Origin of the sequence: Natronolimnohabitans innermongolicus JCM 12255 (assembly GCF_000337215.1) — an archaeon.
GTDB classification, from domain to species: domain Archaea; phylum Halobacteriota; class Halobacteria; order Halobacteriales; family Natrialbaceae; genus Natronolimnohabitans; species Natronolimnohabitans innermongolicus.
In genome coordinates this window covers 1-13169 of sequence record NZ_AOHZ01000062.1, presented here as the reverse complement: position 1 = coordinate 13169, position 13169 = coordinate 1, and the positions used below count along the sequence as shown (strand labels likewise).

Sequence of the window (13169 nt, the reverse complement as noted above, 5' to 3'; positions counted from 1 at the left end):
TTGTGTCACTCATTGTGATATCGTTTGAGCAATGTACGACCACGCTCGAGGCGGCGCGCTTTTTCGCCCTCGGTACGAACCCGCGTCTCGAGGCGCTCACGGTACGACGAGAGGCGCTCGGCCACCGCTTCGTTGTCGGAGTCGACGTCGTCGGGAACACGCTCGAGGAGCCAGTCGTCGATCTCCCACCCGTCATGTCTGTGTGGGTGGACTGCCCAGTCGTGGTAGTGGTCGGCGAGTTCGTCCCAGAGTCCGGCGTCCCGCAGGCAGTCTCTGACTACCGCGAGGCCGACCCGCGCGCCGTTTCCGGCGGCGATCAACACCTGGTGCTCGATGCCGGAGAGCCGACCAGCGGCGTACAGTCCGTCGACCTCCGTCCGGCCGGCGTCGTCACACGGGACGTAGTACTCGAGGTTGTCGTGTGTCGCCGGGCCGCGGTAGAGCGCGCCGTCGGCGATCTCCTGAAGATAGTCGTTTTCCGGGCCGGACGCTGCGACGACCCGACGACTGGTGATCGTTTCATCGCCTGCGTCGACGGCGAAGCCAGCGCCGACGCGGCAGAGCCGTTTGACACGCCTGTTCTCGACTCGACAGCCTGCGTCGCGTGCCTGCTCGGTTGCGACATCGAGGAAGTCCGCCGGATCAACGTTCGGCACCCCGAGATAATTCTCGAGGATGCTACAGCGCAGCAATGCCGTGTGTCCGCCTCGGAGGACCAACGTATCCAGTCCGTGGCGGGCGGTAAATACCCCTGCAGCGAGCCCGGCAGCACTGCCGCCGACGATCACCACGTCGTGGTCGAACTGCGCCGTGTCGGTTCTCGGTCGATCCGTCTCCGTTCGTTCGTCGGTTTCGGTCATCGGTATCGGTTAGCAGTCTTCGCCCGTTGTTCGCTCGATCTCTCCGATCGGATGGATCTGCAGCCCGTCAGGCCCGGACTCGACGCGGGTGTCGACGCCGAATACTTCGGCCATCAGCTCCTCCGTGACGACCGCTGCCGGCGGACCGCTGTCGTAGACCGCACCGTCCTCGAGTGCGACGAGGTGATCACAGACGCGGACCGCCTGTGAGATGTCGTGTAGAACCACGACGACAGTCATGTCGACGTCGTCGCTGAGCGAGCGGATTACCTCGAGGAGACGAATCTGGTGGCGCAAGTCGAGGTACGTCGTCGGTTCGTCGAGTAACATCGCCCGAGGTTCCTGTGCGAGGACCATTGCGATCCAGGCGAGTTGCGTCTGTCCGCCCGAAAGGGAGCCAACATCCCGGTCGCGGAGGTGGTCGATTCCCACCGTATCGATCGCCCAGTCGATAGCCTGCCAGTCGCTATCTGTCATGGTATCGAACAGCCGCCGGTGGGGATACCGGCCGTGTCTGACGAGATCTTCGACGGTCAGTAACTCGGGTGCGACGTTGTGCTGGGAGAGCAACCCCAGCTCGCGAGCGAGTTCCTTGCGCGAATAGCTCCCGATGTCCGTCCCGTCGAGGAGGACGTGCCCGTCGGTCGGCTCGAGTTCGCGTGCGACACCTCGGAGGAGGGTGCTCTTGCCGCTGCCGTTGGGCCCGACGAGGGCCGTTACCTTCCCTTTGGGAACGCCGATCGTCTCACCGTCGACGACCGGTTCGTCACTCGCGTTGTACTCGAGGACGAGATCGCGACACTCGATGTGGTCACGCTGCTCGCTTCGGGTAGCCGTGTCGTCACTCGAGACTGGTCCCCAGCCGGGTTCTTCAGTGATCCCGCGCTCGGTGAGGGTCTCGAGGCTGAGTTTCCCGATCATGGCTCGAGGTGTGCGGTGACGAGTTCTCGGCCGCGCTGGACGCGTTCGCGGCGCTCGCTGTCGCTGATCGCTCTGGCTTCGAACCGTTCGACGATGTCGTCGATGACCCACTGGATTCGCTCCTCCGAGATGTCCCCGTCTTCAGGAACACTCTCCCGTATCCACGATTCGACGCGGGGCTGCCAGTCGTCGTCGGGTCGTTCGCGGACGACCCAGTCGGTGTACTGACTCGCGATCGCATCCCAGTATCCCCGTTCGCATAACACGTCGGTGATGAGTGTGTGTGCCGTCTTCGCTCCGTCACCGGCACAGATAATCGCCTGGTGAGTCGCGTCCGCCAACCGGCCTGCGACGTACAGCCCGTCGACTGCGGTTCGGCCGCGCTCGTCGCAGTCGACGGCGTGGTCGTCCTCGTGGTACAGCGTCGGATCGAGCGACTCGAGGTAGTCGCCGTCGATGACGGTCGCAGCGATGACGTACCGTGGCCTCACAACTGTCCCATCGATCGTCTCGACGCGGAACCGTTCGTCCGGTTTGTCGATCTCGGTGACCATCTCTGAGTGTACTGTCGCTCCCTCGTGGGTCACCTGTTCGCGCCCCAGTTCGAGGAACGTGGGTGGATCGACACCTCCAGGAAAGCCGAGGTAGTTCTCGAGGTGGCCACACCGTGAGATCGCCGAGCGGCCACACGCGAAAACCTCGGTTTCGAGGCCAAACCGTGCGGTGAAGATCGCCGCCGAGAGACCGGCGGCACCGCCGCCGACGACGAGCACGTCGTACTCAAGCTGGTTTCGGTCGATACGACTCCGTTCAGTGTCGTTTGCTGTCATAGTTCTCCGAGGTTCTGCTTTCGTTTCATCAGGTAGAGGAAGTACGGCCCGCCAATGAGTCCGGTCAGAATCCCGACCGGGAGCTGCGAGCCACTGATCGCGAGTCTGGCGAGGACGTCAGCGACGACGAGCAACGCGGGCCCAACGAACAAACAGCCAACCAGGAGCGCCCGGTAGTCACTGCCGACGATCGTCCGGACGATGTGGGGGACGATGAGGCCGACGAAACCGATGATCCCAGCGACTGCGACGCTGGCACTCGCCGCGACGATAGCGACCGCCGAGAGTCCGAATCGGGCACGTTCGACCGACATCCCGAGCGACCGGGCCGTTCGCTCGCCGAGCAACAGGACGTTGAGCTGGCGAGCCCCGGCGATCGAGAGGACGACGGTGAGTAGCGTCCACGGAACGATGAGTCGAATCTCGCTCCAGTCGGACCCGCTCAGTGTACCCGTCGTCCAGGCGAGTGCCTCCTGAACGGTGCCGAGATCGTCGATGAAAAAGTACAGTCCAGTTTGAAGCGATCCAAAGATTGTACTGACGATCACGCCCGCAAGGACGAGTCGGACCGGACTCGTGCCGCCGTTCCAGGCGATCGCGTAAACGAGGAAGAACGCGAGCGCACCGCCGAGCGCGGCGAAAAGTGGGATGTATGCGGCCAGCCCACCGAAAATGGCGAGCGTAAGCAAGACAGCGAGCCCCGCACCAGAAGAAACTCCGAGAATGTACGGACTCGCGAGTTCGTTCCGCGTCACCGCCTGGAAGATCGCTCCCGAGAGAGCGAGGTTCATCCCGACGAAAACTGCCACGAGAACTCGTGGAATTCGCTGTGTCCAGACGATCAGCGACTCCGTCGTGAGGTGTGTCAGGTCGCCGCCGAAGACGAGCGCGTACAGCGTCGTCGGACTCGCGAGTACCGCCGGATCGAAGATGATTCCCCAGACCGCTGTAATCGAGACCGAATAGTCTCCGAAGGTGACCTGAATCGCCCCCGCACCGACGGTGACCGCGAGGCTCGCGACACAGAGCAAGATGAGTGTCCCATCGATCCATTCGAGACGACCGCCTGAACCCACACGTCGATCAGCGTGCGCCTGCTGGCGGCCATATTCACCGGTCTTCTCGCTCATCGCTTCGGGCTATTCACCGTGATCGACCCTGTGGGCGTCGTCTGTGATCTGTTCGAGTAACTCGAGGCTGTCGGTCGTCTGCCACAGATCGGAGATTCCTGCGTCGGTGAGCCGAAGCTCTACGACCCCCGTGACGGCGATCGTCTCACCACTCGGCTCGATCCCGCGAAAGACATCCTCGTGCGTTCCGGTCATCGTGAACCGACAGATCACGGTCGTCCCCTCCATGATCAGTGACTCGACCGCGATCGAGAGATCCGGGAACGCGTCGTGGAAGGCGTCGAGGATCTGCGTCTCGAACCCGTCGACGTCGAGTTCCCCGCCGGGTACGTTCGGCGTGTGAACGAGGGCATCCGAGGTGAGCATTCGGCGGACCGTCTTCCGGTCGTCTTTCTCGAAGGCGGCGACGACGAACTCTTCGACGAGCGCTTTTTCGGTCTCGAGCGTGCTCATGCGAGTTCCTCCCCACGAACGATCTCGTCGATCCGGCCGCGGTCGAACAGCTGCTCGTCGGTCGGGATCTCACCGAGACCGGAGTACTCGCCGAACTCGTCGGGATAGAGCTGTTTCGCGAGCATCTCCGTCTGAAACGTGTTCACGATTGGCCCCTGGTCGGGGCTGCCGCCGATGAAAAAGCGCCCCGAGTCGACACACGACAGTTGGCTGCCGAGCGTGTCGTCTTCGAGTTCCTCGAGCGTTTCGACCACTCCCTCGGGATCGAACAGGCCGTGACGCCAGACGAAGACGTCGGGATCGATCTCGAGCATCAACTCCATTTCAGCTTGCACGCGACCACTGCCGTGTTCGGCAACGGCATCTCGAGCGCCGAGTTCCCGATAGTGCATCTCTCCGTAGGTGTTCTCGGGCGCATCGGCGAACGTGTCGAGGTGCCAGGTACCGTTGTGGAGACTCCCGACGGCAACGGTTGGGCGCTCTGACTCCGGCGGGAGGCGGTCTGTGACCGTTTCGCGGACCTCCTCGTTGAGCTCACGGATGGCCTCGGCGCGCGCCGTCTTCTGGAAGGCCTCGCCGTAGATCCGCGTAAACTCGGCGAGTGTCAGGTACGGATAGTCGCCATCGGGCCAGGTTGGCCACCCGTCGGCCCGTTCACTCTGGCTCTCGTTGTGAAGAAACGGCCCGATCCGATTGATGAACTGGTCGACCTCGTTCTCGTCGAACTGGGTGTAGTGGATCAGGTAGTTCGGATCGATTGCGGTGAAGTCTGGTGTGAGTTCGTACAACCGCTCGAGACGGATGTCCCAGTCGTCCGTGTGAAGCTCTTCGATCTCTGTGGGATCGATCGAGACGGTCTCGAGTTCGTCGTAGAAATGACTGTGTCCGAACACCGAATAGTTGCTGTACATTGCGACGAGCGAATCGAGTTCGTCGAGTGCTGCCGCGATGTCGACGACGAAGCCGAACCGTCCGACAAACGTCTCGGGGACGCTCGAGAACTCGACCTCGCCCATCGGCGCCATCGAGACTGTGTGCGTTCGCTCACCTGTGCTATCGTCTCCTGATGAACTCCCTGGACTGGAGGTACAGCCTGCGAGCGCACCCGCTATCCCAATCCCGCCAGCAGTGATCACCTGTCGTCGATTCAGTTGGCCGTCCATCAGCCGACAATACATACATCAGTTATAAAGTGGTTTTGTATTACAACAACTCAGGTTGATAAAGTCGGCTGATAGTTGGCTTATTGTCGGTTGGAGTCGGTGACGGATCAGACCCGACTAGTCAACTGTTCCGCGCACGGTGGCGCGGGGCTTGTCAGTGAACTCGGCCTCTGTCGACTATGGGTAGTCGGACGGGACGAATCCCCGGTTCGGTGTCACCGTTCCTGACTTGCAACGTCACGCGGATCGATGGGGAAAAGAGGGAGATCGTTGCGACGGCGAGAGCAGCGACGGGAGCCGCTGCACACTGCTGCAGGACCGCGAGGGAGGCCGCGAGCGATGTGGAACTCGGTTCGGGAGCCGCAATGATCGACTTCCCCGGTCGTGCTCGCGGACGCCACCGACCGACGTGGCCGCCTCGAGTATCGTCTCGCGACCGGCCGTGGCGAGCAGGTAACTCGCGCAGTCGCAGTCGGAGGCGCCGAACGCCGCACCGAGTCACCGGGCAACGTCCGGACCAGTTCGCACTCTCGGTCGGCGTCGGGGAACGTGACCACCGCCTCGAGCGTCGTCGCTTGCGGGACGTCGACGACCAGTACGTGCGTGCCGCCAATGGATGGCGGTCGGCTCGAGGCGACAAAAACGGACGCGATTCGTGGCGGCGTGTCCGTTCGCGCTCGCGTTCGATCGGACGGGACCGGTTCGCGTCGCGTTAGCTGTTCGGCGGATCGCTCCGACTCTCGTCGTCCCGGTGTTCCGGCTCGTTCTCGTGGACGTGCCGGCGGTTGGTCGTGTCCGTGTCGGGACGCTGGGCATGGTGGCGCTCTCCGTCGCTGGAGCGGTCCCGCGCTCGGTTCGACTGCTCGTCGCGCTCGCCCGCGCTCGGCTGGTCGCGCTGGCGGTTCCAGTCGCGCGCGGGCGATTGCCGGCCGCGGTCGTCCTGACGTCGGTCTTCCTCGGTGCGTCGGGACTCCCGATCGCCCCGGTCGCGACGCTGGACGTCTCGGTCCTGCGCTCGAGTGCGCTCGAACTCGGGGTCGTCGGTCCACGCGCCGCTCTCGTCTCGGTGGCCTTCCTGGCGGTACTCGAGGCCGCCACCGGACTGGCCGCCGCGCGGTCGGTCGACATCACCGCGGTCGCCGCCCTGCGACCGGTCCTGCCGCCGGTCCCGTTCCGGCTGCTCTCGACCGTCCTGGCCGCGTTGCTCCTGGTGTTGCCCGCGGTAGCTGCGGTCCCGTCGGTCCTGGCGCGCTTGCTGGTCCTGCATCTCCATCTCGCCGCGGGGCTGTCGGTCGTCGGCGTCGCGGCCCCGGCGCTCGTCGCGCTGCCGTCCTCGCCCTCGCTGCTCGTCCATTGGCTGTTGACCGCGTTTCCGCTGATCGTCCATCGGCTGCTGGCCTCGCTCGCGTCGCGGCTGACGGTCTTGCTGAGACTGCGGACCCTGCTGTTCTCGCTGGGACCGCCGACCTTGCTGCCCCCGCCGGGGCTGGCGGTCTCCCTGACCCCGTTGGCCCTGCCGACCCTGCTGGCTCCGGTCGCCGCGGAACTCGGAGCGCTCGCCGCGCTCCTCTCGGGACGCTCGGCGCCTGACGCCGCCGTACTCGAGATTCGCCTCGTCGGTCACGTCGGGTTCGAACTGGCTGCCGGCGTGTCCCCGCCGTTCTCGCTGGGACTGCTGGCCGCGACCGCGCTCGGGGTTCGTCCGCTCGTGGCCCCGTTGATGCTCCTGGCCGCGTCGTCCCTGTGGCATATCCGACTGGTACTGACGCTGGCGTTGGCGCTCCCCCTGGGACCCCCGCCGACGCTGTTGCATCTCCGACCGGTGCCGATCGCGCTGTCCCCGCCCGCCGCCCGTCGGTCGCCGTTCGCGCTCGCCGCCGCGTCGCTCGTCTCGGCGCGCCTCGCCGCCGTACTCGAGGTCGCCTTCTCGGATCGCGTCCGTCTCGAAGCCGCGCTCTCGGCCGCGCGGTTGTTCGCCGCCGCGGGAACGGTCTCCCTGTTGCGTTCGGCCCTGGCCGTACCGCTCGTGGGGGCCTCGTTCACCCTGCTGGCGACCGTGTCCACTCTGCTGGCGTCCGCGTCCTCCCCGCTGAGAATCGCGTCCACCCTGTCGTGGCTGCTCACGACCCCGCTGGCGACGCCGGTCTCGTTGCTGCTGTCCGTGCTGTTCGTGTTCTTGCGGATCTCGTCGTCCGCGTCCGCCCTGCTGTCCGACGTGCTGTTGGGGCTGGCGGCCTCGAGAGTGCTGGTCGTGGTTCCGTGGTGTCCGGCCACCCTGCGATCGCCGACCGCGCAGTTCGGGCTGGTCGTCCTCGCGTCGGCCACCCGTCGGCTGCCGTTCGCGCCCGCCGCCGCGACGTTCGTCTCGGCGCGCCTCGCCGCCGTACTCGAGGTCGCCTTCCCGGATCGCGTCCGTCTCGAAGCTGCGCTCTCGGTCGGGCCGTCGTTCGCCCCCGGAGCGATCCTCTCGAGCCGGCTGCTCGCCGCGCTGGCGGTCGGAGCGTCCCGCCTGACGACGGTCCCCTTCGTCGCGTCGAGTACCCGCCGTCTCACGTCGTCGACCGCGTCGGTCGCCTCGGTCGGTCTCGCTCGAGCGCTCGGTGCCGCTCTCGTCGGGGTATCGGTCAGTTCGGTCAGTCATGATCTGGAAGCTGGAAGTGTGACTCGAATAGCGCCGATTGCCGCCGCTCGTCGTCGCTCGTCGTCTCTCGAACCCGCACCGATTCGCCACCGCCACTTACCACGCTCGAGCGGTTAAAAGCAGAGCGTGAGTTCTCGTGCAGGCGCTCGAGGGCGTCAGTGTCGGTTCGATACGTCCTCGACGCGTCGGTCGCGGCCGGTCGAACGAGCGCGCTCGGTCGTCGACTCGAGCGCGTAGAGGCCCCGCGCGGGTTCGTACTCGTAGGCGAGCCACTGCGGGAGGCGCCGAGCCCCGGCGAGCTTCCGCACCCCGAGGTGACACCGCCGCGTCTCCGTATCTCGGCGCTCGACCAGTCGAAGGTCGACGATCCCGTCGAAGCGGGAGTCGGCACCGGCGGCGCGAAGCGCGCTCGAGCGCTCGGCGTCCGCGACGCGACGGAATGGGGCGGAGCCGGCGACGATCGGCACGTACCTGGCCTTGCAGACGGTCGCTCGAACCGTCGCGAGGAACTCGAGGAGCGCGGCGTCCCCGTCCGTTTCGTCGGCCGCGAACCGACGTTCGAGTTCGCCGAGGGAGTCGATCGTCACGACGCCGGTGCCGGTCATTCCGAGGTCGTCGAGCGTCTCGGTCAGCGCCGAGCGGATCGCCGCGCGGTCGTCCGGCGACTCGACCGAGACGATCGCGTCGGCCGCCGCCTCGCCAACAAACTCGTTCCACTTCCCCCGGCGCTCGAGGAACGCCTCGCGGTCGGCCAGCCGGTGGGTGACGCAGTCGACGAGCCGAAGTCGATCGTCCTCGAGCGCCGGCAGGACGTTCCAGCCGCTCTCGAAGAACCGCTCGAGGACCGCCGTCGGCGGGGTCGTCGACGTCACTACCGTCGCGGGCTCGCCGCGTTCTAACGCGCGCCAGACGAGTTCCGTCAACAGTTCGTCTCGGCGCGTGCCCGCCTCGCCGGCGAGTCGGACGAACGAATCCGCCGGGACACCGTTCGGGAGCAGGGCGTCGAGCGGTTCGACGCCGGTGACGATCCGCTTGTACGCACTCGGGTCGGGCATCGTGTTCTCGCCCTCGGCGGCCTCGAGGCAGGCCGTCGAACAGAAGTAGTCGCCGCCGTCGCCGTCGACGGGGTCGCCCGGAATCGGATACTGGCAGTGCGTACACTCGAGCGGAGACTCGGTCGACCGGTGCGGCCGTTCTGACGGGGTCATCCGTGGCCCCGGCTACGACGAACGGCCGGAAAGAACCCGTTCGCCTCGAGCGTGACTGTTCCGTTCGCGGGGAGGTCGATCGATCGTCGACGTTTTTCCGCCGCGGCGACGACGATAGCCCATGGACGACGCACTCGTCATCGGCGGCACGCGCTTTATCGGGCGCCACCTCGTCGCCGAGTTGCTCGAGGCCGACTACGACGTAACGCTGCTCAACCGCGGGACCCGTGAGAACCCCTTCGACGCCGACGAGCGCGTCTCACACGTCGAGGGCGACCGGACGAACGACTCGGCGCTCGAATCGGCGGCGATGACGGTCGATCCCGACGCTGTCTTCGACTGCGTGGCCTACCATCCGAAGGACGTTCGCGCGGCCACGCGGATCTTCGACGACTGCGAGGCCTACGTCTACGTCTCGAGCGGCGCGGCCTACGGTCGCGAGGAGATCCCGAAACGTGAGGGAGAAACGCCCCTCGAGGCGTGTACGGCCGACCAGGCCGTCGACGAGACGGGAGCGACCTACGGCAATCGGAAGGCCGAGGGTGATCGCGCCGTCTTCGCGGCCGCGGAGAACGGCGTTCGCGCGATGAGCGTCCGTCCGCCGATCGTCTACGGGCCCCACGACTACACCGAGCGCCTCGACTGGTGGATCGACCGCGTCGACCGCTTCGATCGCGTGCTCGTCCCCGGCGACGGAACGAACGTCCGCCACCGCGTCTACGTCGAGGACGTCGCGAGTGCGCTCCGGATCGTCGCCGAGCGCGGCGACGCCGGCGAGGCGTACAACGTCGGCGATCGCCGACTCGTCACGCTCGCGGAGATGGTCGACCTGGTCGCCGATCAACTCGACGCCGCCGTCGACGTCGTCACCGCCGGCCCGCGCGAACTCGAGGCCGGCGAGATCGAACTCGACGACTATCCGCTCTACCGCGCGTATCCGCACGTGCTCTCGACGGCGAAACTCGCCGCGCTGGGCTGGGAGTCGACGCCGCTCGAGACGGCGATGGAGCGGACGGTCGCGGACCACAGAGAGAGCGACCGCGACGGCGGCGACAACGGCCCCGACCGGGAGGCCGAAGAGCGGGTGCTCGGGATTCTGGATACGTTCTGAGTGGCTGGGTTCCGCGCGCTTCGGACTCGAGTCGAGTCGAGCCGAGCCGAGTCAGCCGCGACGGGCGATCGCGAGTCCGGCGACGGCGGCGACGACGTTCAAGCCACCCATCAGCGCGAACGGGAGCGCGTACTCGCCGGTCGCGTCGCGGAGGTGACCGGTGATCGCGGGGAGGACGAGCGCGGCGACGTTGCCGACCGCGACGACGAACGCGACCGCGGTTCCGTCGCGGCGCGTCGCCGTCGACGCGGCCTTGAAGACCGCCCCGAAGGGCAGCGAGACCGCGGCGAGGGCGAGCAACGGCAGGACGACGAGGGCGATTCCGTCGCCGACGAGCAGCGCGAACAGGCTGGCGGCGCCGACGCCCGCCGCGCCGGCGATCACCCGGCCGTCGTGGATGGCGGGTCTGAGAACGGCGATGCCGCCGCCGAGGCGTCCCAACGAGGCGACAAAGAGCGCGAACGCGCTCAGCGGCCCCGCGATCCCGAGGTCGGCGAAGTACGCCGCGACGAACGTCGAGAGCGTCACGTACGCGCCGAGGGTCGCGAAGTTACAGACCGCGGCGAGGAGGACGACCGGCGAGCGAACGACCGCGAGCGCACTCGCCGGTTTTCCGCCGTCGGCTCGTCGCCGCGGCTCGGACTCGAGGGACGTTCCGTCTGTATCTGTCTCATCTTCGCGCGTGCGAGTCTCCGGACGCGTTCGGGCGGCTCGGTCGCGGTCGATCCAGAGCACGGCCGCGGCCGGAACCGCGACGACCGCGCCGGCGGCGTGAACGCCGAACCAGCCGGTCGCGTCGACGAGCAGCGGCGTCACGAGATACGCGACGGCGCCGCCGGCGGTGAACATCCCCCCGTTGAGACCCTGGTGCCAGGTCGCAGTCGGCCCCCCGTAGACCCGCGAGATGTGGGTCGCACAGACCGTCACCGCGAGCCCGCCCGCGAGTCCCCAGAGCCCGCGCAGCGCGAGCAACAGGGCGAACGAGTCGGTCAGATCCATGACGACGGCCAGGGCCGCGTTGACGGTGACGACGCCCAGAAGCACGCCGACCGTCGACCGGTCGTCGACCAGACGGCCGCCGAAGAGTTGGACGAGGACGAACGAGGCCAGCGCCGCGCTCATCAGCAGGCCGACCGCCGTGTAGCCCACGTCGAAGTGGTCGCCGACGACACCCGGAACGGCGGCGTACGAAAAGAGCACGTAGCCGACGCTGAAGGCCGCGAGATGTGGACCGTACCTGATGCCGTACTCGCGTCGCATCCGAGACGTTCGGCTCGAGGCCGAGTTCGGTAAAGTACCTGCTGAAATCGACCGCGCTCGAGTCGGGGACGGCGCAGCGGGTTCGACCATCGGCCGCCCCGTCGGCGTTCGTATCGACGAGAACGGTTTTATGTGTGCCCGCGAGTGAGACGAACGATGTTCGAGAAGTCGACCTGGATTCGGCTGCCGCGAAACGTCGTCGTCGGCCACGGCGTTATCGACCGCGTCGTCGACGTCGTCGACGATCTCCACCTGCAGGGCCGGCCACTGTTCGTCACGAGCCCGACGCCCCGCGAGGTCGCCGCGGATCCGATCGCCGCCGACTTCGAGGCGGCCGGTGTCGACCCCGCGGTCGTCACCGTCGAGGAGGCGACGTTCGACGCCGTCGAGCGCGTGATCGAGACCGCCGAGGCCGAGGAGGCCTCCTACCTCGTCGGCATCGGCGGCGGGAAGGCCATCGACATCGCCAAGATGGCGAGTCACCACCTCGAGATGGGATTTCTCTCGATCCCGACCGCGGCGAGCCACGACGGCGTCATCAGTAATCGCGGCTCCGTCCCGGAGGGCGATACGCGCCACAGCGTCGCCGCCGAGCCGCCGCTTGCCGTCGTCGCCGACACCGCGGTGCTGGCGCAGGCGCCCTGGGAGCTGACGACCGCGGGCTGTGCCGACATCATCTCGAACTACACCGCGGTGATGGACTGGCGACTCGCGAAGCGACTGAAAGACGTCGAGTACTCCGAGTACGCCGCCGCGCTCTCCGAGATGACCGCCGAAATCCTCGTCGGCAACGCCGACCTCGTCCGACCCGGCCTGGAGGAGTCGGCCTGGATCGTCAGCAAGGCGCTCATGTCTTCGGGCGTCGCGATGAGCATCGCCGACTCCTCGCGGCCGGCAAGCGGCGCGGAACACCTCTTCTCCCACCAGCTGGATCGACTGACCCCCGGGACGGCCCTCCACGGCCACCAGGTCGGCGTCGGCTCGATCATGACGGCCTATCTCCACGGCGGCGAGAACGGCATCTGGCGCGATATCAGGAACGCACTCGACAGCATCGACGCGCCGACGACCGCCGACGAGCTCGGCATCGACGACGAGACCGTCCTCGAGGCGCTGACGACCTGCCACGAGATCCGCGATCGCTACACGATTCTGGGCGATGGGATGAACGAGCGGGCCGCCCGCGAAGTCGCGACGAAGACCGGCGTCATCGACTGATCGGTGGCGATCGACGTACGGCTCCGCACGATCGAAGAGACCGTCGCGCTCGTCGACTCGAGTTATCGGACGCGAATCCTTAACCCGACAGCCGTTGCCGTGGCAATCGAAAGCATGGACGAACCGATATCGACGGTACTCGAGACGGCACCGAGCGCCTGGGGACGGTGGAGCGTGGAAGACGAAAACGCCGACTTCCGCGACGGCGAATCGCCGCCGAAGATCGGTCACGGAACCGACTCGCCGGTCGACACCATCGCGGTGGAGTGATCATGGCTCCGACAGACAGACTCGAGACCTACCACTTCTACGAGCGGGAGTGGGACGACTACGAGGCGTTACGGGAATCCTTCGAGTGGGAGGTGCCGGCGCGG

Annotated in this window: 12 protein-coding genes and 1 pseudogene; 4 read left to right on the top strand and 9 right to left on the bottom strand. The window is 66.7% G+C overall.

The window, feature by feature from the left end; all coding sequences use genetic code 11:
- Nucleotides 1-5 precede the first annotated feature (5 nt).
- From C493_RS13415 to C493_RS23870, 7 genes and pseudogenes are all read right to left on the bottom strand, one after another.
- Nucleotides 6-860, bottom strand: coding sequence for an FAD-dependent oxidoreductase (locus C493_RS13415; protein WP_007259993.1), 855 nt, complete (start codon nt 858-860; stop codon nt 6-8).
- Nucleotides 861-869: 9 nt separating this feature from the next.
- Nucleotides 870-1781 (bottom strand): ABC transporter ATP-binding protein, encoded by a 912-nt coding sequence (locus C493_RS13410; RefSeq protein ID WP_007259992.1) that lies wholly within the window; start codon nt 1779-1781, stop codon nt 870-872.
- Complete coding sequence (locus C493_RS13405; RefSeq protein ID WP_007259991.1) at nt 1778-2611, bottom strand: FAD-binding protein; 834 nt, start codon at nt 2609-2611, stop codon at nt 1778-1780. Before C493_RS13405 ends, C493_RS13410 begins: the two co-directional genes overlap by 4 nt.
- Complete coding sequence (locus tag C493_RS13400; RefSeq protein WP_049889361.1) at nt 2608-3741, bottom strand: FecCD family ABC transporter permease; 1134 nt, start codon at nt 3739-3741, stop codon at nt 2608-2610. Before C493_RS13400 ends, C493_RS13405 begins: the two co-directional genes overlap by 4 nt.
- A 9-nt stretch (nt 3742-3750) precedes the next feature.
- Entirely contained in the window at nt 3751-4194 is a 444-nt protein-coding gene (locus tag C493_RS13395; RefSeq protein ID WP_007259989.1) for an ester cyclase, read from the bottom strand.
- On the bottom strand, nt 4191-5210 hold the full coding sequence (locus C493_RS13390; RefSeq protein WP_007259988.1) for an ABC transporter substrate-binding protein: 1020 nt from the start codon (nt 5208-5210) through the stop codon (nt 4191-4193). The genes C493_RS13395 and C493_RS13390 overlap by 4 nt, the downstream gene beginning before the upstream one ends.
- 534 nt (nt 5211-5744) lie before the next feature.
- Nucleotides 5745-5932: pseudogene (locus C493_RS23870) on the bottom strand (DUF123 domain-containing protein); the annotation flags it as partial.
- 239 nt (nt 5933-6171) lie between these two features.
- On the opposite strand from C493_RS23870, the gene C493_RS13385 reads away from it, so the two are divergent.
- Entirely contained in the window at nt 6172-8115 is a 1944-nt protein-coding gene (locus C493_RS13385; protein WP_152421161.1) for a hypothetical protein, read from the top strand.
- 38 nt (nt 8116-8153) lie between these two features.
- On the opposite strand, the gene C493_RS13380 is transcribed toward C493_RS13385, so the two are convergent.
- A complete protein-coding gene (locus tag C493_RS13380; RefSeq protein WP_007259986.1) occupies nt 8154-9206 on the bottom strand; it encodes an RAD55 family ATPase in 1053 nt (350 codons plus the stop codon).
- Nucleotides 9207-9327: 121 nt separating this feature from the next.
- Here C493_RS13380 and C493_RS13375 point away from each other — a divergent pair, with 121 nt between their 5' ends.
- Nucleotides 9328-10317 (top strand): NAD-dependent epimerase/dehydratase family protein, encoded by a 990-nt coding sequence (locus tag C493_RS13375; protein WP_007259985.1) that lies wholly within the window; start codon nt 9328-9330, stop codon nt 10315-10317.
- A 51-nt stretch (nt 10318-10368) separates the two neighbouring features.
- On the opposite strand, the gene C493_RS13370 is transcribed toward C493_RS13375, so the two are convergent.
- A complete protein-coding gene (locus tag C493_RS13370; RefSeq protein WP_007259984.1) occupies nt 10369-11577 on the bottom strand; it encodes an MFS transporter in 1209 nt (402 codons plus the stop codon).
- Nucleotides 11578-11733: 156 nt separating this feature from the next.
- On the opposite strand from C493_RS13370, the gene C493_RS13365 reads away from it, so the two are divergent.
- Together C493_RS13365 and C493_RS23080 are read left to right on the top strand one after the other, a co-directional pair.
- Entirely contained in the window at nt 11734-12795 is a 1062-nt protein-coding gene (locus C493_RS13365) for an NAD(P)-dependent glycerol-1-phosphate dehydrogenase (RefSeq protein WP_007259983.1), read from the top strand.
- A 114-nt stretch (nt 12796-12909) separates the two neighbouring features.
- On the top strand, nt 12910-13065 hold the full coding sequence (locus C493_RS23080) for a hypothetical protein (protein WP_161606899.1): 156 nt from the start codon (nt 12910-12912) through the stop codon (nt 13063-13065).
- Nucleotides 13066-13169 lie beyond the last annotated feature (104 nt).